The sequence below is a fragment of the Enterobacter cloacae complex sp. P42RS genome, from assembly GCF_014930595.1.
Classification (GTDB): domain Bacteria; phylum Pseudomonadota; class Gammaproteobacteria; order Enterobacterales; family Enterobacteriaceae; genus Enterobacter; species Enterobacter bugandensis.
Genome location: NZ_JADBRK010000001.1, coordinates 622,152 through 648,442, shown reverse-complemented (window position 1 = coordinate 648,442; position 26,291 = coordinate 622,152). Strand labels below are relative to the sequence as shown.

The 26,291-nt window shown below is 55.2% G+C and carries 26 protein-coding genes, 1 pseudogene and 1 other annotated feature; of the genes and pseudogenes, 15 read left to right on the top strand and 12 right to left on the bottom strand.

Annotation, left to right across the window (positions count from 1 at the left end; all coding sequences use genetic code 11):
• Positions 1-131: 131 nt before the first annotated feature.
• The 8 genes and pseudogenes from IM314_RS02985 to trpL all read right to left on the bottom strand — a co-directional run bounded on the left by IM314_RS02985 (position 132) and on the right by trpL (position 8,327).
• Positions 132-860, bottom strand: coding sequence for a mechanosensitive ion channel domain-containing protein (locus tag IM314_RS02985; RefSeq protein WP_323189860.1), 729 nt, complete (start codon positions 858-860; stop codon positions 132-134).
• Positions 861-967: 107 nt separating this feature from the next.
• Positions 968-1,388: pseudogene (locus tag IM314_RS21930) on the bottom strand (hypothetical protein).
• Between the two features lie 266 nt (positions 1,389-1,654).
• Complete coding sequence (gene trpA / locus IM314_RS02980; RefSeq protein ID WP_048956178.1) at positions 1,655-2,464, bottom strand: tryptophan synthase subunit alpha; 810 nt, start codon at positions 2,462-2,464, stop codon at positions 1,655-1,657.
• Positions 2,464-3,657 carry a tryptophan synthase subunit beta gene (trpB, locus tag IM314_RS02975; protein ID WP_193358156.1) on the bottom strand — a complete coding sequence of 398 codons (1,194 nt, stop codon included), beginning with the start codon at positions 3,655-3,657 and terminating at the stop codon, positions 2,464-2,466. The genes trpA and trpB overlap by 1 nt, the downstream gene beginning before the upstream one ends.
• Positions 3,658-3,667: 10 nt before the next feature.
• Complete coding sequence (trpCF, locus tag IM314_RS02970; protein ID WP_193358157.1) at positions 3,668-5,026, bottom strand: bifunctional indole-3-glycerol-phosphate synthase TrpC/phosphoribosylanthranilate isomerase TrpF; 1,359 nt, start codon at positions 5,024-5,026, stop codon at positions 3,668-3,670.
• Positions 5,027-5,029: 3 nt separating this feature from the next.
• Positions 5,030-6,625, bottom strand: a complete 1,596-nt coding sequence (gene trpD, locus IM314_RS02965; protein ID WP_193358158.1) for a bifunctional anthranilate synthase glutamate amidotransferase component TrpG/anthranilate phosphoribosyltransferase TrpD — start codon at positions 6,623-6,625, stop codon at positions 5,030-5,032.
• On the bottom strand, positions 6,625-8,187 hold the full coding sequence (locus IM314_RS02960; protein ID WP_049138277.1) for an anthranilate synthase component 1: 1,563 nt from the start codon (positions 8,185-8,187) through the stop codon (positions 6,625-6,627). Before IM314_RS02960 ends, trpD begins: the two co-directional genes overlap by 1 nt.
• A 25-nt stretch (positions 8,188-8,212) precedes the next feature.
• Positions 8,213-8,306, bottom strand: a sequence feature (Trp leader region).
• Entirely contained in the window at positions 8,283-8,327 is a 45-nt protein-coding gene (gene trpL / locus IM314_RS22105; protein WP_106993556.1) for a trp operon leader peptide, read from the bottom strand. It overlaps the preceding feature by 24 nt.
• 139 nt (positions 8,328-8,466) lie before the next feature.
• On the opposite strand from trpL, the gene rnm reads away from it, so the two are divergent.
• From rnm to rluB, 3 genes are all read left to right on the top strand, one after another.
• Positions 8,467-9,348 carry an RNase AM gene (gene rnm, locus IM314_RS02950; protein ID WP_028013409.1) on the top strand — a complete coding sequence of 294 codons (882 nt, stop codon included), beginning with the start codon at positions 8,467-8,469 and terminating at the stop codon, positions 9,346-9,348.
• A complete protein-coding gene (locus IM314_RS02945) occupies positions 9,345-9,965 on the top strand; it encodes an L-threonylcarbamoyladenylate synthase (protein ID WP_003856793.1) in 621 nt (206 codons plus the stop codon). Before rnm ends, IM314_RS02945 begins: the two co-directional genes overlap by 4 nt.
• 97 nt (positions 9,966-10,062) lie before the next feature.
• The gene (gene rluB, locus IM314_RS02940; RefSeq protein WP_028013408.1) at positions 10,063-10,938 is read left to right on the top strand and encodes a 23S rRNA pseudouridine(2605) synthase RluB; all 876 of its coding nucleotides are present in this window, start codon (positions 10,063-10,065) and stop codon (positions 10,936-10,938) included.
• 35 nt (positions 10,939-10,973) lie between these two features.
• Here rluB and cobO read toward each other — a convergent pair whose 3' ends face one another.
• Positions 10,974-11,564 (bottom strand): cob(I)yrinic acid a,c-diamide adenosyltransferase, encoded by a 591-nt coding sequence (gene cobO / locus IM314_RS02935; RefSeq protein WP_045630540.1) that lies wholly within the window; start codon positions 11,562-11,564, stop codon positions 10,974-10,976.
• Positions 11,561-12,322 carry a YciK family oxidoreductase gene (locus tag IM314_RS02930; protein WP_028013406.1) on the bottom strand — a complete coding sequence of 254 codons (762 nt, stop codon included), beginning with the start codon at positions 12,320-12,322 and terminating at the stop codon, positions 11,561-11,563. Before IM314_RS02930 ends, cobO begins: the two co-directional genes overlap by 4 nt.
• A 251-nt stretch (positions 12,323-12,573) precedes the next feature.
• Here IM314_RS02930 and sohB point away from each other — a divergent pair, with 251 nt between their 5' ends.
• Positions 12,574-13,620: a protease SohB gene (gene sohB, locus IM314_RS02925; RefSeq protein ID WP_193358159.1), complete on the top strand. Its 1,047-nt coding sequence runs from the start codon at positions 12,574-12,576 to the stop codon at positions 13,618-13,620.
• A 34-nt stretch (positions 13,621-13,654) separates the two neighbouring features.
• On the opposite strand, the gene IM314_RS02920 is transcribed toward sohB, so the two are convergent.
• Entirely contained in the window at positions 13,655-13,906 is a 252-nt protein-coding gene (locus tag IM314_RS02920) for a YciN family protein (RefSeq protein ID WP_003856804.1), read from the bottom strand.
• Positions 13,907-14,305: 399 nt separating this feature from the next.
• Between IM314_RS02920 and topA the strand changes: the two genes are divergently transcribed.
• The 6 genes from topA to acnA all read left to right on the top strand — a co-directional run bounded on the left by topA (position 14,306) and on the right by acnA (position 21,792).
• On the top strand, positions 14,306-16,903 hold the full coding sequence (gene topA / locus IM314_RS02915; RefSeq protein WP_041909639.1) for a type I DNA topoisomerase: 2,598 nt from the start codon (positions 14,306-14,308) through the stop codon (positions 16,901-16,903).
• A gap of 187 nt (positions 16,904-17,090) precedes the next feature.
• On the top strand, positions 17,091-18,065 hold the full coding sequence (cysB, locus tag IM314_RS02910; protein WP_028013403.1) for an HTH-type transcriptional regulator CysB: 975 nt from the start codon (positions 17,091-17,093) through the stop codon (positions 18,063-18,065).
• Between the two features lie 338 nt (positions 18,066-18,403).
• Positions 18,404-18,544, top strand: coding sequence for a YmiA family putative membrane protein (locus IM314_RS02905; protein WP_213743510.1), 141 nt, complete (start codon positions 18,404-18,406; stop codon positions 18,542-18,544).
• A 2-nt stretch (positions 18,545-18,546) separates the two neighbouring features.
• On the top strand, positions 18,547-18,717 hold the full coding sequence (locus IM314_RS02900; protein ID WP_032644881.1) for a hypothetical protein: 171 nt from the start codon (positions 18,547-18,549) through the stop codon (positions 18,715-18,717).
• A 137-nt stretch (positions 18,718-18,854) separates the two neighbouring features.
• Positions 18,855-18,953 carry a small membrane protein YmiC gene (gene ymiC, locus IM314_RS21925; RefSeq protein ID WP_032644994.1) on the top strand — a complete coding sequence of 33 codons (99 nt, stop codon included), beginning with the start codon at positions 18,855-18,857 and terminating at the stop codon, positions 18,951-18,953.
• Positions 18,954-19,116: 163 nt separating this feature from the next.
• Entirely contained in the window at positions 19,117-21,792 is a 2,676-nt protein-coding gene (acnA, locus tag IM314_RS02895; protein WP_028013402.1) for an aconitate hydratase AcnA, read from the top strand.
• A 37-nt stretch (positions 21,793-21,829) separates the two neighbouring features.
• Here acnA and ribA read toward each other — a convergent pair whose 3' ends face one another.
• The gene (ribA, locus tag IM314_RS02890) at positions 21,830-22,420 is read right to left on the bottom strand and encodes a GTP cyclohydrolase II (RefSeq protein ID WP_028013401.1); all 591 of its coding nucleotides are present in this window, start codon (positions 22,418-22,420) and stop codon (positions 21,830-21,832) included.
• Positions 22,421-22,617: 197 nt separating this feature from the next.
• On the opposite strand from ribA, the gene pgpB reads away from it, so the two are divergent.
• From pgpB to yciH, 5 genes are all read left to right on the top strand, one after another.
• Positions 22,618-23,385 carry a phosphatidylglycerophosphatase B gene (gene pgpB, locus IM314_RS02885; RefSeq protein WP_041909644.1) on the top strand — a complete coding sequence of 256 codons (768 nt, stop codon included), beginning with the start codon at positions 22,618-22,620 and terminating at the stop codon, positions 23,383-23,385.
• Positions 23,386-23,533: 148 nt separating this feature from the next.
• Complete coding sequence (locus IM314_RS02880; protein ID WP_028013399.1) at positions 23,534-23,842, top strand: LapA family protein; 309 nt, start codon at positions 23,534-23,536, stop codon at positions 23,840-23,842.
• Positions 23,843-23,848: 6 nt separating this feature from the next.
• On the top strand, positions 23,849-25,018 hold the full coding sequence (gene lapB, locus IM314_RS02875; RefSeq protein ID WP_193358160.1) for a lipopolysaccharide assembly protein LapB: 1,170 nt from the start codon (positions 23,849-23,851) through the stop codon (positions 25,016-25,018).
• Positions 25,019-25,203: 185 nt separating this feature from the next.
• Entirely contained in the window at positions 25,204-25,944 is a 741-nt protein-coding gene (pyrF, locus tag IM314_RS02870) for an orotidine-5'-phosphate decarboxylase (RefSeq protein WP_193358161.1), read from the top strand.
• On the top strand, positions 25,941-26,267 hold the full coding sequence (gene yciH, locus IM314_RS02865) for a stress response translation initiation inhibitor YciH (RefSeq protein WP_045630534.1): 327 nt from the start codon (positions 25,941-25,943) through the stop codon (positions 26,265-26,267). Before pyrF ends, yciH begins: the two co-directional genes overlap by 4 nt.
• Positions 26,268-26,291 lie beyond the last annotated feature (24 nt).

The following is a 26,291-nucleotide window of genomic DNA, read 5'->3' as shown; positions in this document are numbered from 1 at the left end:
TTACGATAGCGATGAAGATGCGAGTCTGAGCAGTTAAGTTTCACTGATAACAAAAAACCCGCCGAGTGCGGGTTTTTTTAAGACTTCAGGAGAATTGTTATTCTGTCTTGTCGACCTGTTTTCAGAGACAATTATCCTTCACCCGGAGGCGGGATACGGTCCCGAAGGCTGTATTCCTGTGATAAACGCCAGAAATCATGACCAGCCGGATGCTGATATAAGCGGAGCGAGAATTGACCGGCGACAGCGGTGATGTATTCAAATATCGCTGACTGGGTATTTTCATACTCCATCCACAGTACGGAAGAGGTAAAGCAATAAATTTCCAGGGGAATACCCGACGGCGTAGGCTTTAGCGTTCTCACGACAATATACATATCTTTGATAATATCAGGCCGATCGGCGAGCCATGCCATCAGGTAGTGCCGAAAAAGCGTTAAATTTGTCAGGCCATTATCCATAAACCAACTGTCCGGTACGCCCATGGGATCACGCCCGTCGATGAGCTTTGCCAGCGGTTCATTCGTGCCGCGCAGGGCCAGCATCGGGGCCAGGGTTTCCTGAGTGAGAAATTTAACGGAGTGCTGATCGATAGTGGTGCTGCGCATAATCCGGCGCGCGCCTGACGAAAACATGGCCTGCCAGTTGGTATACGTTTCGGTCAGGAAGTTTTTGGTCGGTATACGCGAGATCGTGTTATCCCAGTTACGGATGGTAATGGTGTGCAGCGCTATGTCGGTCACTTCGCCACTCAGGTTCTTATCGGGCATTTCAATCCAGTCCCCCAACTGCAGGACATCATTTGACGAAAGCTGGATATTGGCCACGAGCGAAAGCAGGGTGTGCTGAAAGACTAACATCAGTACGGCCGCCACGGCCCCGAGGCTGGAAATAATGATCGCAGGGGATTTATTCGACATGACGGCAAGTATCATGATCGCAGCGATGATGTGGATAAATATTTTCCCTATCTGGATGTAGCCTTTGATAGAGTGATTTTTACGCTTCGTCTTGCGTAAATAAGAGCTGTTGACAATATCCAGCATCTCATTGAAGAAAACCGACAGAAAAATAAAGAATAAAATCCCACAGATGGTATTTATTGCCGTCACCAACGATGTCGGCATATTGGGCATAAACTGCAGGACATAATAAACGATAATAACCGGAATGAAATTCGACAGCTTCTCGGCAATACGACGATCTTTTTCCAGCGGGACATCCTGTTTATGGCTGGCAAAGAAGACCTTACGAACGATTTTTATGAGCAGAAATTTGCACATCAGGTGCGCAAAGAAACCGGAGATGACCAGCAGAATAAGATTAAATCCAATGGCCAGAGCCGGATTGCTTTCTATGAATGTTAATAAATAATCCAAGTACACCATCGCTTATCGCCTGAATCGTATGCCATTATGTATTAACCTCATTCAGGAGATAAATACAAAGATTTAACCAAATCATATAATGGCATATCCGGTACAGGCAAGTCCACGACCTGAATCCTAAGCCGCACCGAGCTATTTTGTTGCGGTCAGTAACTTTATTTTCAAATTCGTTCCAGGCGATAAAAGCAGGCGAATGTGCGTGGCAGTGCCCAGAATGACGGCGCTAAAGAAACACCGTCTGGCGGCGAAGCCAGACGGTGGAGAGGTTACGCTTTGCGCGTTGCCGCTTTCATTGCGCTGACAAACGTTTTCAGCTCAGCCAGCATTTGCTCTGGCTTGTCCACGTTCTTCTCAATGATTTTAACGATAGCGGAGCCTGAGATTGCACCGGCTGCGTTAGCCTCAATCGCCGCCGTGACCTGGTCGGGAGATGAAATCCCAAAGCCCTGCAGCGGCGGCGCGGCATGGTACTCGGCCAGCTTTTCCACCAGATGATGCAGCGGCAGTGCAGCTTTATTCTCGGCGCCAGTCACGCCCGCGCGCGAAAGCAGATAGGTATACCCGCGCCCGTAAGAGGCTATCTGGCGCAGCAGTTCATCATCGGCGTTAGGCGGGCAGATGAAAATAGGGGCGACATTGTGACGCATCGCAGCCTGGCGGAACGGCGCGGACTCTTCCACGGGCACGTCTGCTACCAGGACCGAGTCGACACCCACGCGCGCGCATTCTGCATAGAACTCGTCAACACCACGGTTGAACACCAGGTTGGCGTACATCAGCAGGCCAATCGGAATGGTCGGGTGCTTCTGGCGGATCGCCGCCAGCATTTCAAAGCACTGGGTTGGGGTCACGCCTGCCGCAAAGGCGCGCAGGGTGGCGTTCTGGATGGTGGGGCCATCCGCCAGCGGATCGGAGAACGGAATACCCAGCTCCAGCGCGTCGGCACCGGCTTCAATCAGGGCGTCGATAATCTTCAGAGACTGCTCAGGGCCAGGGTCGCCCAGGGTAACGAAGGGGACGAAAGCGCCTTCCTGGCGGGATTTCAGTTCAGCAAATACGTTATCGTAGCGTTCCATCAGATTTCCCCTCGTGCTTTCAAAATATCGTGAACGGTGAAGATATCTTTGTCACCGCGACCGGAAAGGTTCACCACCAGCAGTTGTTCTTTTTCCGGGTTCTCTTTCATCATTTTCAGCGCATGCGCCAGCGCGTGAGAAGACTCCAGCGCCGGGATGATCCCTTCGCTGCGGCACAGCGTTTTGAAGGCTTCCAGCGCTTCGTCATCGGTAATGGAGACATAGTCCGCTCGTCCCGTGCTGTTCAGGAACGCGTGCTGTGGCCCAACGGACGGGAAGTCCAGTCCGGCAGAAATTGAGTAAGACTCTTCAATCTGCCCTTCATCGGTCTGCATCATCGGGGCTTTCATGCCGAAGTAGATCCCCACGCGGCCATGCTTCAGCGGCGCGCCGTGCTCGCCGGTTTCAATCCCATGACCGGCAGGCTCTACGCCAATCAGCCCCACGCGGGTTTCATCGATAAAATCGGCAAACATGCCGATGGCGTTAGACCCGCCGCCGACGCAGGCAATGACTGCATCCGGCAGGCGACCCTCTTTTTCAAGGATCTGCGCTTTAGTCTCTTCACCGATCATGCGCTGGAATTCGCGCACGATGGTCGGGAACGGGTGAGGACCTGCCGCGGTGCCGAGCATATAGTGCGCGGTTTCGTACCTGCCGGACCAGTCGCGCAGCGCTTCGTTACAGGCATCTTTCAGCGTCGCAGAACCGCTGTGCACCGGGATCACTTCCGCACCCATCAGGCGCATACGGAATACGTTCGGCGACTGACGCTCAACGTCTTTAGCACCCATATAGATGCGGCACTTCAGGCCGAGCAGGGCGCTGGCGAGCGCAGAAGCCACGCCGTGCTGGCCCGCGCCAGTTTCGGCGATGATTTCGGATTTACCCATACGCTTCGCGAGCAGCGCCTGGCCCAGCACCTGGTTAGTTTTATGCGCGCCGCCGTGCAGCAGGTCTTCACGCTTAAGATACAGCGTGGTTTTGGTGCCTTCGGTCAGGTTGCGGCATTTGGTCAGCGCCGTTGGACGCCCGGCGTAGTTTTTCAGCAGGTCGGTAAACTCCGCCTGAAACGCCGGATCTTTCTGCGCGCTCACGAACGCTTCTTCCAGCTGGCGCAGCGCGGGCATCAGGATTTGCGGAACGTACATCCCGCCGAATTCACCAAAATACGGGTTAAGTAATGTCGTCATCTTCTCTTCCTTAATATGCACGCAGAGTTTTAAACACCGAGGCCAGCTTGCTGGCATCTTTGATACCCGGTTGCGACTCTACGCCTGAATTGAAATCGAGGCCTGCGCAGCCGGTTTTCGCGGCTTCCACACAGTTATCCGGGCTTAGTCCACCCGCCAGCAGGACGTTGTCCAGCTTTTCGCCGTTCAGCAGCGACCAGTCAAAACGTTGTCCGGTGCCGCCCTGGCCGTTGTCGAGCACGTATTTGTCAACGTGGTGAAGATTACGTGCGGGCAGGGTGGTGCCCACGCTTTGTGCTTTCCAGATTTGAACCTGCGGTGCCAGCGCGTCTCGCAGGGCATTGATATACGCCTGATCTTCATCGCCATGGAGCTGAACGGCACTCAGGGATAACGCGTCGGCTTTTGCCACAACGTCCGCGACATCCGCATTGCGGAACACGCCAACATAGCTCAGCGGGGCCGCCGCGATTACCTTGCGGGCCTGTTCCTCATTGACTGCACGAGGAGAGGTGTCGACGAAGATTAAACCGCCATAGATTGCTCCAGCCTCATACGCGGCCAGCGCATCCTGTTCGCGGGTTAGGCCGCAGACTTTGTTTTCACCCAGCAGCACGCGACGCACAGCCGCATTGAGGTCGTCATGTTCCATCATGGCGGAGCCAATCAGGAAACCGTTGGCGAAGTGGCTCAGCTCGCGCACCTGGGCGTAGCTGTTAATGCCGGACTCGCTGATCACCGTGACGCCCGCACCCAGACGCGGCGCCAGCTGGCGGGTGCGGTTCAGGTCAATCGACAAGTCGCGAAGATCGCGGTTGTTGATGCCGACCACTTTGGCTTCCAGCGCGATGGCGCGCTCAAGCTCTTCTTCGTTACTCACTTCGGTCAGCACGCCCATGTTCAGGCTGTGCGCCACCGCAGCAAGCTGGCGATACTGTTCGTCATCAAGTACCGAGAGCATGAGCAGGCAGGCATCGGCCTGGTAGAAACGCGCCAGCCAGATCTGATACGGGTCGATAATAAAGTCTTTGCACAGGATCGGCTGCGGTGCGATGCCGCTGACGATCGGCAGAAAATCGAAGCTGCCCTGGAAATATTTCTCATCCGTCAGCACGGAGATTGCCGACGCATGATGCTTATAAATACCGGCGATACGCGCCGGGTCGAAATCGTTACGAATAACGCCTTTTGAGGGAGAGGCCTTTTTGCACTCCAGAATAAAGGCGGTACGTGCACCCTGCAGGGCGTCATAGAAACGACGGCTGCTTGGGACGACGTCATTCTGGAAACTGGCAAGCGGCTGCTCTGCTTTGCGTGCTTCCACCCAGATGGCCTTATCGGCAACGATTTTCGCTAAAACGGTCTGCATTCTTTACCCTCTTGCCGCAAGTGCGGTAACGCGATCGTAAGCTGCACCGGAGCGCAGTACATCCAGAACTTTTTGAGCATTGGCCTTCAGGTCTTCCTCACCGTGCAAACGCATCAGCATGGCGACGTTGGCAGCCACGGCGGCCTCATGAGCGGCCTCACCTTTACCTTGTAGTAAGCGCGTCAGAATGTCACGGTTTTCTTCCGGCGTACCGCCTGCCAGCGCATCCTGATGGTACGGCGTTAAGCCGAAATCAGACGCCTCAAGCTGATAGCTGAGTACTTCACCATCGTTAAGCTCGGCCACCAGCGTCGGCGCATGCAGCGAAACTTCATCCATTCCGCCGCTGTGCACCACGGCGGCGCGTTTGTAACCCAGCACGCGCAGCGTCTCGGCAATCGGCAGGACCAGCTCAGGGCTGTAAACACCAATTAATGCCAGCGGCGGATGGGCCGGGTTGATCAGCGGGCCGAGCACGTTAAACAGCGTGCGGGTTTTAAGCTGCTGGCGAACCGGCATCGCGTGGCGGAAACCGGTGTGATATTTCGGCGCAAACAGGAAGCAAACGCCCAAATCGTCCAGCGCTTCACGCGAACGCTCGGCATTCATCTCCAGATTGATGCCAAACGCGGCCAGCAGATCGGACGAGCCTGAACGGCTGGAGACGCTGCGGTTACCGTGCTTGGCCACTTTCAGTCCACACGCTGCGGCGACAAAGGCACTGGCGGTAGAAATATTGATACTGTTGCTGCCGTCACCGCCGGTCCCCACGATATCGGCAAACTGATAGTCCGGGCGCGGGAACGGAGCGGCATTTTCCAGCAGCGCGGTGGCCGCACCAGCGATCTCCTGCGGGCTTTCGCCGCGCACTTTCATGCTCACCAGCGCAGCGGCCAACTGCTCAGGCTTCAGCTCGCCGCGCACCACGGCGGAAAAAAGCTGGTGGCTCTCCTGTTGGCTCAGGGTCTGGGCCTGATACAGTTTTTCCAGAATCGGCTGCAGGGTGTTGGTCTGCTCCAGCTTCTGCAACGCCCAGTCAAGGGTCTGCTCCAGCAGGCGGGCGCCATTGGAGGTCAAAATAGATTCCGGGTGGAACTGCATCCCGCAGACGCGATCCGCATCGTGGCGTACCGCCATCACCATCCCTTCAAACGAGGCGTTAATGGTCAGCCCGGCCGGAATGTTGCTGCCGACCAGCGAATGATAGCGCGCGACCGGGAGCGGATTCGGCAGCCCGGCAAACATTGCCTGGCCGTCATGTTCAATGCTGGAGGCTTTTCCGTGCAGGATCTCGCCCGCCTGGCCGACGTAACCGCCGTAGGCTTCCACGATTGCCTGGTGACCAAGGCAGATACCGATAATCGGCAGCTTGCCGCGCATACGGGTCAGCAGTTCGGGCATACAGCCCGCTTCGCTCGGCGCGCCCGGCCCCGGAGAGAGCATCAGTACCGGGTTTTGCATGGTCGCCAGACGGTCAATCAGGGTCTGAGCCGGAACGTGGTTGCGGTAGATAACGACGTTGTGACCATTCGCACGCAGCTGATCTGCCAGGTTATAGGTAAAGGAGTCGATATTATCGAGCAGCAGAATGTCAGCCATCAGAAAATCTCCTGTGCGTGGTGTGCGGTAGCGATGGCGCGCAATACCGCGCGTGCTTTACTGCGGGTTTCGTCAGCTTCAGACTGCGGAACAGAGTCAAGAACAATCCCGGCGCCGGCCTGAACGGTAGCAATACCGTCTTCGACGTAGGCGGAGCGGATCACGATGCAGGTATCGAGGTCGCCGTGGGCGGTGAAGTAACCCACCGCGCCGCCGTAGCTCCCGCGACGACGTCCTTCCGCTTCGGCGATAAGCTGCATGGCGCGCACCTTCGGCGCGCCGCTCAGGGTGCCCATATTCATGCAGGCGCGGTAGGCGTGCAGCACGTCGAGGTCGCTGCGCAGTTCACCCACCACGCGGGAGACCAGGTGCATCACGAAGGAGTAACGGTCAACTTTGGTCAGGTCTGCCACGTAGCGGCTGCCCGGGGTGCAAATGCGCGCCAGGTCGTTACGCGCCAGGTCAACCAGCATCAGGTGTTCGGAGAGCTCCTTGTGGTCGGTTCGCATTTCAAGTTCGATGCGGCTGTCCAGATCGCGGTCCAGCGAGCCATCGGCACGACGGCCACGCGGACGGGTGCCCGCAATCGGGTAGATCTCAATCTGGCGGCTGGTGGCGTCGTACTTCAGCGAGCTTTCCGGCGAGGCGCCGAACAGCGTGAAATCATTGTCCTGCATAAAAAACATATATGGGCTCGGGTTGCTCTTCTTCAGCACGTCGTAAGCCGCCAGCGGTGACGGGCAGGGCAGCGAGAAACGGCGGGACGGCACAACCTGGAAAATCTCCCCGGCGCGAATAGCCTTTTGCATCTGGCGAACCACGGCCCCGTATTGATCGTCGGTCTGGTTAACGTCGCATGTCATTTTTTCCACGTGCTGTACCGGCAGTGCAGGCGGCGCTTCCGTCATCTGCTGCTGGAGCTGAGCGATGCGATGCTCAAGGCGGTTTTTCTCAGACGCAGACGGCGTGAACAGGCTTGCCTGGATGCGGGTATATTTTTTCTGATGGTCGATCACCAGCAGGGTTTCGGCCAGGTAGAAACAGTAGTCCGGGCAGCGGTTGCCCTGCTCGGTTTCCGGCAAATCTTCAAAACCGGCGACCAGGTCGTAAGCAAACAGCCCGCCGAAGAACATTGCTTCGCGCTCATCTTCCGGCACGGTGACAAGATTTTGCAGCAGGCGGAAGGCATCGAACACGGACAGCGAGCAGAGGCGCGCGTCTTCGTCCAGCAGCTGGCTTACCGGTGGGAAATGCAGAATTCGCAGGTCCGGGTGACGTTCATTATCGATGCCCGCGGGCAGAGCCGCATCCAGCAGCGGCAGCAGCGATGCGCCATTATCAGAGAGCGCCTTAATGGTGACGGTGTCACCTAACGCGGTAATGCGCAGCGCGCTGTCGACCAGCAGCAGGCTTTTCAGATCGTCCTTACTATCGATATCCGCAGACTCCAGCAGCAGCGTCGCCGGACGCGCGCCGCACACCTGATGAAACAGCGCGGTCGGGTTGTGGCGATAGACCGCCTCGCAGGTCAACAGTTCGAGATGAGGTTTGGCTGTTTGCATGTTGTGGTTCTCATTTATTCTGTTCAAAAAAAAGCCCGCTGGGTAGCGGGCGGGTATCTGTTTGCATTTCGCAGATGCGTGACACTGCCCGAAGATCAGGAAGTGCGCCACCAACCGTGCAGAGTGAAATGTGCTGTCATTTTCAGATACCTTTCTCGTGTGAACTTGCGTACTAGTTAACTAGTTCGATGGCGTATTGTCAACCCTTGATTTCAGAATTTCACGTTAAGTCGGTATCATGGTGTTTTCGGATGTCTCCAACCTGTTATGGGAAGTGCTTTGAGCGATACCACCTACGCGATTATTTATGATTTACACAGCCATACTCAGGCCTCTGATGGCCTGCTGACACCCGAAGCCCTGGTTCATCGCGCGGTTGAAATGCGTGTCGGCACGCTGGCGATAACCGATCACGATACCACCGACGCCATTCCGGCGGCGCGCGCCGAGATCGCCCGCAGCGGGCTGGCGCTGAATCTGGTGCCCGGCGTCGAGATCTCGACCGTCTGGGAAAACCATGAGATTCATATCGTTGGCCTGAACATTGATATAGAACATCCGGCACTTCTTGCCTTTTTGCAAGAACAAAAAACGCGCCGCAACCAGCGCGCGGAGATGATCGGCGAGCGTCTGGAGAAGGCGCATATTCCGGGCGCGCTGGAAGGTGCGCAAAAGCTGGCGAACGGCGGGGCGGTCACCCGCGGTCATTTCGCCCGCTTTCTGGTTGAAGCGGGCAAAGCGACGACCATGGCGGATGTCTTTAAAAAGTATCTGGCGCGCGGGAAAACCGGATACGTTCCGCCACAGTGGTGTACAATAAAACAAGCTATTGATGTCATTCATCATTCTGGCGGTAAGGCCGTGCTGGCCCATCCGGGGCGGTATAATCTTTCTGCTAAATGGCTGAAACGGCTGCTGGCGCACTTTGCCGAATGCGGTGGCGAGGCGATGGAAGTCGCCCAGTGTCAGCAGGCGCCCAACGAGCGCGCGCAGCTCGCGACTTACGCCCGCCAGTTTGGCCTGCTAGGGTCACAGGGCTCTGATTTCCACCAGCCCTGCGCGTGGATCGAGCTGGGACGCAAGCTCTGGCTACCCGCTGGCGTTGAGCCGGTCTGGCAGCTCTGGGAGCAGCCGCAGCAAATTGAAGAGAGGGAAGTATGAGTCAGTTTTTCTATATCCATCCGGACAATCCGCAGCCACGTCTGATTAACCAGGCCGTGGAGATCGTCCGCAAAGGCGGCGTGATAGTCTACCCGACCGATTCCGGCTACGCGCTGGGCTGTAAAATTGAAGATAAAGGAGCGATGGAACGCATTTGCCGTATTCGTCAGCTGCCGGACGGCCATAACTTTACCCTGATGTGCCGCGATCTCTCTGAGCTGTCGACCTATGCGTATGTCGACAACGTGGCGTTTCGCCTGATCAAGAACAACACGCCGGGTAACTACACCTTCATTCTGAAAGGGACGAAGGAGGTGCCGCGTCGCCTGCTGCAGGAAAAGCGTAAGACTATCGGCATGCGCGTGCCGTCGAACCCGATTGCCCAGGCGCTGCTGGAAACCCTCGGCGAGCCGATGCTCTCCACCTCGCTGATGCTGCCGGGAAGCGAGTTTACCGAGTCCGATCCGGAGGAGATAAAAGATCGTCTGGAGAAGGTGGTGGAGCTGATTATTCACGGAGGTTATCTCGGCCAGCAGCCGACTACCGTTGTGGATCTGACCGAAGACGCGCCTGAAGTGATTCGTGAAGGCGTGGGTGATGTTAAGCCTTTCTTGTAAAGGTGTAAGCAGATATACTACGCGGCCATCAAAGCAGGGCTCGGCTCTGCTTTTGACCTGATTCGACGCCTGTGAAGGCGACACCTGAGGAAGCTCAATGAGCGAGAAGTTACAGAAAGTGCTGGCGCGTGCCGGCCACGGCTCACGCCGTGAAATCGAAGCCATTATAGAAGCGGGCCGCGTGAGTGTGGACGGTAAAATCGCCACGCTGGGTGACCGCGTAGAAATCGTACCGGGGCTCAAGATTCGCATTGACGGTCATCTTATCTCCGTGAAAGAGTCCGCGGAACAGATCTGCCGCGTGCTGGCGTATTACAAGCCGGAAGGCGAGCTGTGTACGCGCAACGACCCGGAAGGTCGTCCAACGGTGTTTGACCGTCTGCCAAAACTGCGCGGCGCCCGCTGGATTGCGGTGGGGCGTCTGGACGTGAACACCTGCGGTCTGCTGCTGTTCACCACCGATGGTGAACTGGCAAACCGTCTGATGCACCCAAGCCGTGAAGTTGAGCGTGAATACGCCGTTCGCGTCTTCGGCCAGGTCGATGAAAATAAACTGCGCGATCTGTCGCGTGGCGTGCAGCTGGAAGACGGCCCTGCGGCGTTCAAAACCATCAAATTTACCGGTGGTGAAGGGATTAACCAGTGGTACAACGTGACCCTGACCGAAGGCCGTAATCGCGAGGTGCGTCGTCTGTGGGAAGCGGTAGGCGTGCAGGTTAGCCGCCTGATCCGCGTTCGCTACGGCGACATTCTGCTGCCGAAAGGTCTGCCGCGCGGTGGTTATACCGAGCTGGATCTTACCCAGACTAACTACCTGCGCGAGCTGGTTGGCCTGACGCCGGAAACCACCTCTAAAGTGGCGGTGGAGAAAGATCGTCGTCGTATGAAGGCGAATCAGATCCGTCGTGCGGTGAAACGCCACAGCCAGGTGAACAGCAATCGTCGCTCTGGCAGCCGGAATAACAACGGTTAATTGAAAAAGCCCGGTGAACTCACCGGGCTTTTTCTTTAGTAATCAATGCCAATTTGTGCTTTGATGCCTGCATCAAACGCATGCTTGACCGGACGCAGCTCGCTGACGGTATCTGCCAGCTCCATAATCTCACGATGACACCCACGACCTGTAACGATAACCGTCTGGTGCGCAGGGCGGCTCTTCAGTGCATCCAGCACCTCCTCCAGCGGCAGGTAGTCGTAGGCGACCATATAGGTGATCTCATCCAGCAGCACCATATTTAACGTCGGGTCAGCCAGCATCCTTTTTGCGTGCTTCCAGACGGCAAGGCAGGCTGCGGTATCGGTTTCCCGGTTCTGCGTATCCCACGTAAACCCGGTCGCCATTACCTGAAACTCAACGCCGTGAGGTTCAAGCAAATTACGCTCACCGTTGGGCCATTCCCCTTTGATAAACTGGATGACCCCCACTTTTTGCCCGTGGCCGACGGCGCGCGTAGCGGTGCCAAACGCGGCAGTAGTTTTGCCTTTACCATTGCCGGTAAAAACAATGACGATCCCTCGCTCGTCCTGGGCTGCCGCGACGCGCGCGTCAACCTGTTCCTTCAGACGCTGCTGTCGCTGCTGATGACGTTCTTCACTCATTGCGAAATTCCCGGTTTGCGGCCCGGCTGGGCATCAAAGGTCATTCCGGTTTTGCGGCGGCTGTCGTCGCCCATCAGCCAGAGATAGAGCGGCATAATGTCTGCCGGGGTTTTCAGCTTCAGCGGATCTTCCGTCGGGAACGCGCTGGCGCGCATGCTGGTGCGCGTCCCCCCCGGATTAATGCAGTTTACGCGCAGATGGCGGCTCTGATACTCATCCGCCAGCACCTGCATCATGCCCTCGGTCGCGAATTTTGAGACAGCATAAGCCCCCCAGTTTGCGCGTCCCTCGCGGCCTACGCTGGAAGAGGTGAAGACCAGAGATCCAGACTCGGATTTGAGTAATAAAGGAAGCAAGGCCTGCGTGAGGAAAAAAGTACCGTTAACGTTAACCTGCATCACCTGCTGCCAGATTTCAGGATCCTGTTCATCCATCGGACGCACTTCACCTAACAAACCGGCGTTGTGCAGTACGCCGTCAAGACGTGGGTAGTGGGTACTGATACGGTGAGCAAGCTCCTGGCAGAGCGCTGGGGTGCAGGTCAGCAAATCGAGCGTGTACCAGGGGGCAGGTGTCCCGCCTGCGGCCTCAATTTCCTGAGCGACCCCTTTGAGCTTTTCTTCGTTACGCCCAATCAGAATTACGCTTGCGCCATATTCAGCGTACGTCAGGGCCGCTTCGCGACCAATACCATCGCTGGCGCCGGTGACAAGAATGATTCGGTTCTGCAGCAGGTTTTTTTGCGGTTGATAATGCACGGTGACTCCTCAGGCGCACGGTGTCTCAATCACGCCTTCATAATGACTTTTCGGCTTTATGCCCGAATTAGCGTGAGAATTCAATCAGTCTACAGGACGCATTGCTGCAAAATTAACAATTTGCAAATATTTAAACCGCAGCGCGGGGATTCCTGAAGACGGCTCGCAGAGGTAATGTCACGGGCGAGACGCAGGGGCAGGGCTGTTGTACACTGCCGTGAAAGATTCGTGGTTAAATCAAGGTGGAACGCGTGGAATTACTTTCTCAATATGGGTTGTTTTTGGCCAAAATCGCGACGGTGGTGATTGCCATTGCCGTGGTTGCCGTTCTGATTGTCAACCTGACGCAGCGCAAGCGTCAGCGTGGGGAGTTACGCATCACCCGCCTGAGCGAGCAGTATAAAGAGATGCAGGAAGAGATGGCCCTCTCGCTGCTCGATAGCCATCAGCAGAAGCTGTGGCTGAAAGCCCAGAAGAAAAAACACAAGCAGGAAGCCAAAGCCGCGAAGGCGAAGGCAAAGCTCGCGACGCCGCAGGGCGACGCAAAACACCGCGTCTATGTGCTCGATTTTAAAGGCAGCATGGATGCGCATGAAGTCGCTTCGCTGCGCGAAGAGGTGACTGCGGTTCTGGCCGTGGCAACGCCGCAGGATCAGGTGGTGGTGCGTCTTGAGAGCCCGGGCGGGGTGGTACACGGTTACGGGCTGGCCGCTTCACAGCTGCAGCGTCTGCGCGAGAAGCAGATCCCACTTACCGTGGCGGTAGATAAAGTCGCGGCGAGCGGCGGCTATATGATGGCCTGCGTGGCGGACAAAATCGTTGCGGCGCCGTTTTCCATCATAGGTTCCATTGGCGTGGTCGCACAGATCCCTAACTTTAACCGCTTCCTGAAAAATAAAGAGATTGATATCGAACTTCACACGGCGGGTCAGTACAAACGCACCCTGACGCTGCTGGGGGAAAACACGGAAGAGGGGCGCCAAAAATTCCGTGAAGATCTGAATGAAACTCACCATCTCTTTAAAGACTTCGTACATCGCATGCGCCCAACGCTGGATATTGAACAGGTGGCGACCGGTGAGCACTGGTACGGCATCCAGGCGCAGGAAAAAGGGCTGGTGGATGAAGTAGGTACCAGTGATGACCTGCTGCTCAACCTGATGGAAGGCCGGGAACTGGTAGGCGTGCGCTTTACACAGCGCAAACGGCTGATGGACCGCTTTACCAACAGTGCGGCGGAAAGCGCGGACCGCCTGCTGCTTCGCTGGCTACAGCGCGGACAAAAACCGCTGCTGTAAACAAAAACGCGAGGCATATGCCTCGCGTTTTGCATTAATCGACCAGGTGATATTTCTCTGAAAGCGTATGCGCCAGGTATTTAAACATATTAAACACGGCAGTGCTTTTCGGGGTCGGTAACCCCTGCTCGTCAAGGAAGTATTCGCCGCTGAAAACCAGCACGCCATTACGTTGCTCAACGCCGGTGGCTTCAATGCCTGCCAGCGTATCTTCATGGTCACGAATAAGCTTGTTTGCTTCGATAAGCAGAGAGGCTCGGTCAATGGGTTGGGTCGTATTCTGCATAATCCACTCCTTAAACAGTGATAATAGTCTACGCCGGGGGCGCTTTGGGGGCAAATTTTCCCTGTAATGTGAGGGGATAAGATGCAGAGGGCAGGTTGGCGGGATTTGCTTTTGCATGCTAATAAAGTTGCGTAACGAATTTTATCAGGTAGAGTGTGCGCTTTCGTCATTCTGGCAACAGAATTGCTTGACATTCGACCGGGAATTCGTCACGAATTATACGAGATGTGAGAAAAATACCCGAAAACTCAATGACCTGGATGTCGCCATTCTGACGTTCGGTAAGACATAGGGGTTGATATCCCCTGACGCAGTCGCAATATCATTGGCTCGTCGTCAGCGGAAGGGAAATCAACGTGCGGCGTATTCCTGGAAGAATTAAATTAGGTAAAGGTGAATATGGGTAAAGCTCTCGTCATCGTTGAGTCCCCGGCAAAAGCCAAAACGATCAATAAGTATCTGGGTAATGACTACGTGGTTAAGTCCAGCGTTGGTCACATCCGCGATTTGCCGACCAGTGGCTCAGCCAGCAAAAAGAGCGCAGACTCTACCTCCACCAAAGGGGCTAAAAAGCCTAAAAAGGATGAACGTAGCGCGCTTGTCAACCGCATGGGTGTTAACCCATGGCACAACTGGGATGCACAATATGAAGTGCTGCCCGGGAAAGAAAAAGTCGTTAACGAGCTGAAGCAGCTGGCTGAAAAAGCAGACCACATCTATCTCGCAACCGACCTTGACCGCGAAGGGGAAGCCATTGCGTGGCACCTGCGGGAAGTGATCGGCGGGGATGACAAACGCTACAGCCGCGTAGTGTTTAACGAAATTACAAAGAATGCGATTCGTCAGGCGTTTGAGAAGCCGGGCGAGCTGAATATCGACCGTGTGAACGCCCAGCAGGCGCGTCGCTTTATGGACCGCGTTGTGGGCTACATGGTTTCTCCCCTGCTGTGGAAAAAGATTGCCCGCGGCCTGTCTGCAGGACGCGTGCAGTCTGTAGCCGTGCGTCTTGTCGTTGAGCGTGAACGCGAAATTAAAGCCTTCGTGCCGGAAGAGTTCTGGGAAGTTGACGCCAATGTCACCACCCCGGGCGGTGATGCGCTGCCGCTGCAGGTAAGCCATCACAACGATAAGCCTTTCCGTCCTGAAAACCGCGATCAGACCATGGCCGCCGTGGCGCTGCTGGAAAAAGCGCGCTACCAGGTACTGGAACGCGAAGATAAGCCGACCAGCAGCAAGCCTGGCGCGCCGTTTATCACGTCCACACTGCAACAGGCGGCGAGCACCCGTCTGGGTTACGGCGTGAAGAAAACCATGATGATGGCCCAGCGCTTGTATGAAGCGGGTTACATCACCTACATGCGTACTGACTCCACCAACCTGAGCCAGGACGCGGTGAACATGGTGCGCGGCTACATCAGCGACAACTTCGGTAAAAAATACCTGCCGGAAAGCGCCAACCAGTTCGCCAGCAAAGAGAATTCTCAGGAAGCGCACGAAGCGATTCGTCCTTCTGATGTCTCTGTTTTAGCCGAGTCGCTGAAGGATATGGAAGCCGACGCCCAGAAGCTGTATCAGCTGATCTGGCGTCAGTTTGTCGCGTGTCAGATGACGCCAGCGAAATATGATTCCACTACGCTGACCGTTGGCGCGGGCGACTTCCGCCTCAAGGCACGCGGTCGTATTCTGCGTTTCGACGGCTGGACGAAAGTGATGCCTGCGCTGCGTAAAGGTGATGAAGACCGTACGCTGCCTGCGGTAAACAAAGGCGACGAGTTGTCGCTTGTCGACCTGGTTCCGGCCCAGCACTTCACCAAGCCGCCTGCTCGCTTTAGTGAAGCGTCGTTGGTTAAAGAGCTGGAAAAACGCGGGATTGGTCGTCCGTCAACCTACGCGTCAATCATCTCGACCATTCAGGACCGCGGTTACGTTCGCGTAGAGAACCGCCGTTTCTATGCCGAAAAAATGGGTGAGATTGTCACTGACCGTCTGGAAGCTAACTTCCGCGAATTGATGAACTACGACTTCACCGCGCAGATGGAAGACAGCCTCGACGAAGTGGCCAGTCACAAGGCGGAGTGGAAGAAGGTTCTCGATAGCTTCTTCAGCGACTTTACCAACCAGCTTGAGAAAGCGGAGAAAGATCCTGAAGAGGGCGGCATGCTGCCTAACCAGATGGTTCTGACCAGCATCGACTGCCCGACCTGCGGCCGCAAGATGGGGATCCGTACTGCGACAACGGGCGTGTTCCTTGGCTGTTCAGGCTATGCGCTGCCACCAAAAGAGCGCTGCAAAACAACCATCAACCTGGTGCCGGAGAACGAAGTTCTCAACGTGCTGGAAGGTGATGATGCGGAAACCAACGCCCTGCGCGCGAAACGCCGCTGCAAAAAATGCGGCACGGCGATGGACAGCTATCTGATCGATCCTAAACGTAAGCTGCACGTGTGTGGTAACAACCCAACGTGCGACGGGTATGAGATCGAAGAGGGTGAGTTCCGCATTAAAGGCTATGACGGTCCGATTGTGGAGTGCGAGAAGTGTGGTTCTGAGATGCACCTGAAAATGGGGCGTTTCGGTAAGTACATGGCCTGCACCAACGACGAGTGTAAGAACACGCGCAAGATTCTGCGCAATGGTGAGGTTGCTCCGCCGAAGGAAGATCCGGTTCCGCTGCCAGAATTGCCGTGTGAAAAATCCGACGCGTACTTCGTGCTGCGTGATGGTGCCGCAGGTGTCTTCCTGGCCGCCAACACCTTCCCGAAATCGCGTGAAACGCGCGCCCCGCTGGTGGAAGAGCTGCATCGCTTCCGCGATCGTCTGCCTGAGAAGCTGCGTTATCTGGCCGATGCGCCACAGCAGGATCCTGAAGGCAATAAGACGGTGGTCCGTTTTAGCCGTAAAACGAAGCAGCAGTACGTTGCGGCAGAGAAAGAGGGTAAAGCGACCGGATGGTCCGCCTTCTTTGTCGATGGCAAATGGGTTGAAGGCAAGAAATAATATTTCTTAACCGTAGCTTACCCGTGAAAGGGCCGGACTTCCGGCCCTTTTTTATTACCTTATTATTATTTTTTGTTCCGTACTATACAGTCAGGCTATAAGTGATATAGTGGTTATAGTTAACCCTTTTTTTATTATCAAATCGTCTTAAGCGATTGACCGTGTGCGCTAAATCGGATGGTCTGGCATGAAATTACAGCAGCTTCGTTATATCGTTGAGGTGGTGAATCACAACCTTAATGTCTCTTCCACCGCCGAGGGGCTATATACCTCGCAACCGGGCATCAGCAAGCAGGTTCGCATGCTCGAGGATGAATTAGGTATTCAGATTTTCGCCCGCAGTGGTAAGCACCTTACCCAGGTAACGCCAGCGGGGCAGGAAATCATCCGTATTGCGCGGGAAGTCCTTTCCAAAGTCGATGCGATTAAGTCTGTGGCGGGGGAACATACCTGGCCGGATAAAGGCTCGCTGTATATTGCCACGACGCACACCCAGGCGCGCTATGCGCTACCGGGCGTTATCAAGGGCTTTATCGAGCGTTATCCGCGCGTCTCCCTGCATATGCACCAGGGGTCGCCGACGCAAATTGCGGAGGCGGTGTCGAAGGGCAATGCAGATTTTGCCATCGCGACGGAAGCGCTCCATCTCTATGACGATCTGGTCATGCTGCCGTGCTATCACTGGAACCGCTCCATTGTGGTGACCCCGGATCATCCGCTGGCGGGCAAAGGGTCGGTGTCAATCGAAGAGCTGGCGCAATATCCTCTGGTCACCTACACGTTTGGCTTCACCGGACGATCTGAGCTTGATACCGCCTTCAACCGGGCCGGGTTAACGCCGCGGATTGTCTTTACCGCCACCGATGCCGACGTCATAAAGACCTATGTACGGCTTGGCCTGGGGGTAGGGGTGATCGCCAGCATGGCGGTCGACCCGGTGTCAGACCCTGACCTGGTGCGTCTTGATGCGCATGATATTTTCAGCCACAGCACGACAAAAATTGGCTTCCGCCGCAGTACCTTCCTGCGAAGCTATATGTATGATTTTATTCAGCGCTTTGCACCGCATTTAACGCGTGACGTGGTGGATACCGCCGTGGCATTACGATCAAATGAAGATATCGAAGAGATGTTTAAAGATATCAAACTCCCCGAAAAATAATCACACCCGGTATCTTTCCCTGAGGGAAAGATACCGAAATATCGGCTTAAAGCTAAATTAGAATTATCATCATCTGCACTTCCCCTGCCATATATTGTCATTATCCTTTTAATTTGTGTGGCTTTAATGTCGTGAATTGGCGACAAAAATAGAAACTAATTAACGGCTACGCAAATTTTTCTTTTCAAATATTTATTTCTGGTCAAAAGATTGAATATTTCATGCCTCTTGATGCGTAAATTCACTGGCTTTTCGGCTAAAGTTTCTTTAGGATTTATCTCAACAGATGATTAATTGTACCAATTGTTTGGTCCTAAATGATAAGCGATATCGATTGTATGAGGTTAGCAATGCCTTCAGGAAGTGAAGAACCGCAAAGGGATCCTGCGCTCAAGCGTAAAGCCTGGCTGGCGGTCTTTCTCGTTTCCGCCCTGTTCTGGGTGATGGTTGCTCTCCTGGCCTGGAAATATTGGGGTTGAATATGGCAGTGACGGTACGTACAGAAACGGCAAAGCGGATGTGTCAGCATCATGACACTGTTCACAAGGGACGCAAAGCGCCTGCAACAGCAGTGCCAGCATCCTGGAAACTGACGCCGCAGCAGCAGGCTTTTATTGATGTGTTCGCGGAAGACGAACCCAAAAAACAATAATTTAGTTTATTGCGTAATGATGCAGTTAGTCTGAATAATGACTATGCGCCTTTGTACTCTTTAATAAATACACATCAGCAATATAGCACGAGGACCTGCCTCGGAATGTTTAATAAATAATGCCTGGTGTCCCTATGATGAATAACATGATGTCTCAAAAATACTGGTCATGGATCGGCGTTTTTACCCTGTCGATTCTGTTCTGGAGTCAGCTCATCTGGCTGGCCGTCCACTAAATCATAAAACCTCGCTGCGGCGGGGTTTTTTGTTTTACCCTCCTCTGGACCATTCCTAAATTTATCAATTTGGGTTGTTATCAAAACGTTACGACATCTTTGTGTTATCTTTAATTACGGCCCTGATGATTGTCAGGACATCTCTGTAATTAAGGAGGAGCTTATGTCGTTAACCCTACGCGAAGCCAGTAAGGACACGTTACAGGCAGAAAATAAAACCTGGCACTACTATAGCCTGCCGCTGGCTGCCAGAACACTTGGGGACATTTCGCGTTTACCCAAGTCCTTGAAAGTTTTGCTGGAAAATCTCTTGCGCTGGCAGGACGGTGACTCCGTGACCCTCGACGATATTCAGGCGCTGGCAGGGTGGCTTAAGAATGCCCATGCCGACAGAGAAATTGCCTACCGCCCGGCAAGGGTCCTGATGCAGGACTTCACCGGCGTTCCTGCCGTGGTGGATCTCGCCGCCATGCGTGAGGCGGTTAAACGCCTCGGCGGCGATACGGCTAAAGTGAACCCGCTTTCACCCGTCGACCTCGTAATTGACCACTCCGTAACCGTTGACCACTTCGGTGATGACGATGCCTTTGGCGAGAACGTGCGTCTCGAGATGGAGCGAAATCACGAGCGTTACGTCTTCCTGAAGTGGGGTCAGCAGGCGTTCAGCCGCTTTAGCGTGGTTCCACCCGGCACCGGTATTTGTCACCAGGTTAACCTTGAATATCTCGGTAAAGCCGTCTGGAGTGAATTGCAGGACAAAGAGTGGGTGGCTTATCCGGACACGCTGGTGGGTACAGATTCCCACACCACCATGATTAACGGCCTCGGCGTGCTGGGCTGGGGTGTCGGCGGTATCGAAGCGGAAGCCGCCATGCTCGGTCAGCCGGTCTCCATGCTTATCCCTGATGTCGTGGGCTTTAAGCTCACCGGGAAACTGTCTGAAGGCATTACCGCCACCGATCTGGTGCTCACCGTTACCCAGATGCTGCGTAAGCATGGTGTGGTGGGAAAATTTGTTGAATTTTACGGTGACGGGCTGGATTCGCTGCCGCTGGCTGATCGCGCGACCATCGCCAACATGGCGCCAGAATATGGAGCAACCTGCGGATTTTTCCCCATTGATGACGTCACGCTGGAGTACATGCGCCTGAGCGGACGCAGCGAAGAGCAGGTGGCGCTGGTGGAGGCGTACACCAAAGCGCAGGGCATGTGGCGCAATCCGGGGGATGAGCCGGTATTTACCAGCACGCTTGCGCTTGACATGGGAAGCGTTGAGGCGAGCCTCGCCGGTCCGAAACGTCCGCAGGATCGCGTAGCGTTAAGCGACGTGCCAAAAGCGTTTGCCGCAAGCAATGAGCTGGAAGTTAACGTGGCGAAGAAGGACCATCGCCCAATCGACTATGTTCTGAACGGACATCAGTATCAGCTCCCGGACGGCGCGGTTGTCATAGCCGCCATTACCTCCTGCACCAACACCTCAAACCCCAGCGTATTAATGGCGGCCGGCCTGCTGGCTAAAAAAGCGGTTGAGCTGGGGCTGAAACCACAGCCCTGGGTCAAAGCCTCTCTGGCACCGGGCTCCAAAGTGGTCTCGGATTACCTGGCGCAGGCCAGGCTAACGCCGTATCTTGATGAGCTGGGCTTTAACCTCGTGGGCTATGGCTGTACCACCTGCATCGGTAACTCCGGCCCGCTGCCTGAACCTATTGAAACGGCAATCAAGCAGGGCGATCTGACGGTTGGCGCAGTCCTTTCCGGTAACCGTAACTTTGAAGGACGTATTCATCCGCTGGTGAAAACCAACTGGCTCGCTTCGCCGCCGCTGGTGGTGGCCTACGCGCTCGCCGGGAACATGAATATCAACCTGGCTACCGATCCTATTGGTCACGACCGCAAGAATGAGCCGGTCTATCTGAAAGATATCTGGCCGTCCTCACGTGAAATTGCGATGGCCGTTGAAAAGGTCTCCACTGAGATGTTCCGCAAAGAGTATGCGGAAGTGTTTGAAGGCACGCCGGAATGGAAAGCCATCAACGTTGTGGGCTCGGACACCTATGACTGGCAGGACGATTCCACCTATATCCGCCTGTCGCCATTCTTTGATGAAATGCTGGCCGAGCCTGCACCGCTTCAGGATATTCACGGGGCGCGCATACTGGCGATGCTGGGGGATTCCGTCACCACTGACCATATCTCTCCAGCGGGGAGCATCAAAGCCGACAGCCCGGCGGGCCGTTATCTGCAAAGCCGGGGCGTGGAGCGCCGCGATTTTAACTCCTACGGATCGCGCCGCGGTAACCATGAAGTAATGATGCGCGGGACGTTTGCCAACATCCGCATTCGTAACGAAATGGTTCCGGGCGTGGAAGGGGGAATGACGCGCCATCTTCCGGGGACGGAAGTCGTGTCGATTTATGACGCAGCCGTCAAATATCAGCAGGAAGGTACGCCGCTGGCGGTGATCGCCGGGAAAGAGTACGGTTCCGGCTCCAGTCGTGACTGGGCGGCGAAAGGTCCGCGACTGCTTGGCGTTCGCGTGGTCATCGCCGAGTCGTTTGAACGTATTCACCGCTCGAACCTGATTGGCATGGGGATCCTGCCGCTTGAGTTCCCTCAGGGCGTCACGCGCAAAACGCTGGGCCTGACGGGGGAAGAGCAGATTGATATTAGCGGCCTGCAAAACCTGCAGCCGGGCAAAACGGTGCCGGTGAAGCTTACGCGAGCAGACGGGAAAAGTGAGGTACTGGAATGCCGGTGTCGTATTGATACGGCAACCGAACTGACCTACTACCAGAACGACGGCATTTTACATTATGTGATTCGTAAAATGCTGGATTGATAAAAAAAGCCCGGCATCTGTGCCGGGCTTTTTACTTTCACTCTTTCAGAAGATGGCCCATTTTAGCCGCCTTGGTATCGAGATAGTGGGCATTTTTCGGGTTGCGGCCGACAATCAGCGGTACGCGCTCGACGATGTTGATCCCGGCTTCGGTGAGGATTTCCACCTTTTTGGGATTATTGGTCAGCAGGCGAACCTCGTCCACGCCCAGGAGCTTGAACATATCGGCGCAGAGGGTGAAATCACGTTCATCGGCGGCAAAACCGAGCTGGTGGTTGGCTTCCACCGTATCGTAGCCCTGGTCCTGCAGCGCGTAAGCGCGGATTTTATTCAGCAGACCAATGTTACGACCTTCCTGACGGTGATAGAGCAGCACGCCGCGGCCTTCTTCGGCAATATGGGTAAGGGCAGCTTCGAGCTGGAAACCGCAATCACAGCGCAGGCTGAACAACGCGTCGCCGGTCAGACACTCCGAATGGACGCGGGACAGCACCGGCGTCTGCCCTGAAATGTCGCCGTAGACCAGCGCGACATGATCCTGTCCGGTTGCCAGTTCTTCAAACCCCACCATCAGGAAATCGCCCCATGGGGTTGGCAGTTTGGCTTCTGCCACACGTTTAAGCTGCATGTGATTCTCCAGAGTAGGCTGACACGTTTCGTGCCTTGCGCCTGTTTTGCTTTCTGTATTTGTCCATTTTGCCACAAGCTCAGCACGTTCGCCTAATGGGCGCCATGCTATATGAACGTTAAACGCACGATCCGACATATCCACCCATCGAATGAATTTCAGTTATGATTGTGAGGCTTAGCGAAAAAGGAGAAGACATGCTTTCAATCGCCAGACGTACGGCAGCAGGCGCGGCCATTTTACTGATTATGCCTTTGGCCGTGTGGGTCTCCGGCTGGATGTGGCAGCCGGGGCAGAATGCCACGTGGCTGAAAACGTTATACTGGGTAACGGAGACGGTCACGCAGCCGTGGGGAATTATTACCCACGTTTTCCTCTGCGGCTGGTTCTTGTGGTGCCTGCGCTTTCGACTGCGCGCGGCGTTGATGCTCTTTGCTATCCTCGGTGGCGCGATCGTTATTGGACAGGGCGTGAAGTCCTGGGTGAAGGATCACGTTCAGGAGCCAAGACCTTTTGTCGTCTGGCTGGAAAAAGCGCACCATGTTCCGGTGGAAGAGTTCTACAATTTAAAGCGTAAAGATCGCGGCGCGCTGGTGAAAGAACAGCTTTCAGAACAGGAAGATATTCCAAAGTTCCTGCGTAAGCACTGGCAAAAAGAGACGGGATTCGCGTTTCCTTCCGGTCATACGATGTTTGCAGCCAGCTGGGCGTTGCTGGGCGTTGGGCTGCTTTGGCCTCGACGTCGCACTATGACCATCGCGATTTTACTGGTTTGGGCGACAGGGGTGATGGGCAGCCGCTTGCTGCTGGGAATGCACTGGCCGCGGGATCTGGTGGTCGCTACGCTGATCTCCTGGATGCTGGTGACGCTGGCAACCTGGCTTGCAGAACGGTTCTGCGGCCCGCTCACGCCGCCACCTGAAGAGAAAGAAGAGATCGCCGAAAGGGAGCAAAGCGACGCCTGACGATTGATATTGTGCATTTTGCCCATAAATCCATGACGTGCGCGTTACTTTTTCCGTTTCGCGCCCGTCGCTAAAATGGTAGTTTATAAGGCTGATTGCGGTGAGTTGAACACACTTTATTCGCTTGAACCACATAACGGGAAGTAATGTGAAATATTTACTCATTTTCTTACTGGTATTGGCGATTTTTGTCATTTCAGTCACATTGGGTGCACAAAACGATCAACAGGTGACGTTTAACTATCTGCTGGCGCAGGGTGAGTATCGGGTCTCCAGCCTGCTGGCGGTCTTATTTGCTGCAGGCTTTGCCATCGGCTGGCTGGTTTGCGGTCTTTTCTGGTTGAAAGTTCGTGTTTCTCTTGCGCGCGCTGAACGTAAAATTAAACGACTTGAACAGCACATTGCGCCTGCGTCCGACATGCCGGAAAGTTCAGGTGTGCCGGTCGTGAAGGAATAATCGACTATGCTGGAGTTGTTGTTTCTGCTTTTGCCTGTAGCCGCAGCCTATGGCTGGTATATGGGCCGCAGAAGTGCGCAACAAACGAAACAGGATGAGGCTAACCGACTCTCCCGCGACTACGTTGCGGGGGTGAACTTCCTCCTGAGCAATCAGCAGGACAAAGCGGTAGACCTGTTCCTCGATATGCTGAAAGAGGATACGGGGACCGTCGAAGCCCACCTCACTCTCGGTAACCTGTTCCGCTCGCGCGGCGAGGTTGACCGCGCTATCCGTATCCACCAGACCTTGATGGAAAGCGCCTCCCTGACCTACGAACAACGTCTCCTGGCGGTACAACAACTGGGCCGAGACTATATGGCCGCGGGGCTGTACGATCGCGCTGAAGATATGTTCACACAGCTGGTGGATGAAACGGATTTCCGTATCGGCGCGTTGCAGCAGTTACTGCAGATTTACCAGGCCACCAGCGACTGGCAGAAAGCCATTGATACGGCCGAGCGTCTGGTGAAGCTGGGCAAAGACAAGCAGCGCGTTGAAATTGCGCATTTCTACTGCGAGCTTGCCCTTCAGCAGATGGGCAACGACGACATGGATAAAGCCATGGCGTTGCTCAAGAAAGGCACCGCCGCAGACCGCAATAGCGCGCGTATCTCTATCATGATGGGGCGCGTTTTTATGGCCAGCGGCGACTACGCTAAAGCCGTTGAAAGCCTGATGCGGGTGATTGACCAGGACAAAGAGCTGGTCAGCGAAACGCTTGAAATGCTGCAAACCTGCTATCAGCAGCTGGACAAGCAGGAAGAGTGGGTGGCATTTCTGCGCCGTTGCGTGGAAGAGAATACCGGCGCGACCGCTGAGCTGATGCTCTCTGACGTGGTTGAGCAGTATGAGGGGAGCGACACCGCACAAGTTTATATTACCCGTCAGCTGCAGCGTCATCCCACGATGCGCGTATTCCACAAGCTGATGGACTACCATCTGAACGATGCGGAAGAAGGGCGCGCGAAAGAGAGTCTGATGGTGCTGCGCGACATGGTTGGCGAGCAGGTGCGCAGCAAACCGCGCTACCGTTGTCAGAAGTGTGGTTTTACCGCGTATACGCTCTACTGGCACTGCCCATCCTGCCGGGCCTGGTCCACTATCAAGCCAATTCGCGGCCTGGATGGGCAGTAATTTTTTAAAAGCCTTCATTTTAGTTACAACATACTGATGGCTTTTACCGCTTTCTCAACACCGTGCGGCTTGCTGGCCTGGCAGGGGCATAAATGGATTCTGTCAATTTGCGGCGACGGCAGGTAGAATGCAGGCCGTTTATCTGTTCCGCGCCGCTGCGCGCCCATAGACGAAAAGGGCTGGTCATGACGTCTGTTACTTCCTCCACTTCCCGCGTTATTACGGATTCTCCTGTTGTTGTTGCGCTTGATTACAATAAGCGTGACGCAGCGCTGGCCTTTGTCGACGGCATTGACCCTCGCGATTGCCGCCTGAAGGTCGGCAAAGAGATGTTCACGCTGTTTGGACCGCAAATCGTTCGCGATCTGCAACAGCGCGGCTTTGACGTTTTCCTCGATCTCAAATTCCATGATATCCCGAACACCACGGCGCACGCGGTTGCCGCCGCTGCGGAACTGGGTGTATGGATGGTCAACGTCCACGCGTCGGGCGGGGCGAGAATGATGACAGCCGCTCGCGAAGCACTCCTACCGTTCGGCAACGATGCGCCATTATTGATTGCGGTTACCGTGCTGACCAGCATGGATGACAGCGACTTGCGCGAACTTGGCGTGACGTTGTCACCTGCCGGGCACGCCGAACGTCTCGCGCGTCTGACGCAGAGCTGTGGTCTCGATGGCGTCGTTTGCTCCGCGCAGGAAGCGGTACGCTTTAAGTCAGAGTTGGGCAAAGATTTTAAACTGGTCACGCCAGGCATTCGTCCTGCTGGCAGCGACGTGGGCGATCAGCGACGCATTATGACGCCTGACCAAGCGTTGGCAGCAGGCGTTGACTACATGGTTATCGGCCGGCCGGTGACGCAGTCTGCGAACCCGGCAGAGACGCTTAAGGCTATCAACGCATCACTGAAAAAGGGGGCGCAATGACTGATTCCAACAGTCGGCTAGTCTACTCGACGGAAAGCGGGCGCATAGACGAACCGAAAACGAAAGCAGAACGTCCGAAAGGTGACGGTATTGTTCGTATCCAGCGTCAGACCAGCGGGCGAAAAGGAAAGGGGGTCTGCCTGATCTCCGGGATTGATCTGGATGATGCGGAGCTGAACAAGCTGGCAGCAGAGTTGAAGAAAAAATGTGGCTGCGGCGGCGCCGTGAAGGACGGCATTATCGAAATTCAGGGTGATAAACGCGATTTAATTAAATCGCTCCTTGAAGCCAAAGGCATGAAAGTTAAACTGGCAGGCGGCTAAAATAAATAAGCCACGGCAAATGCC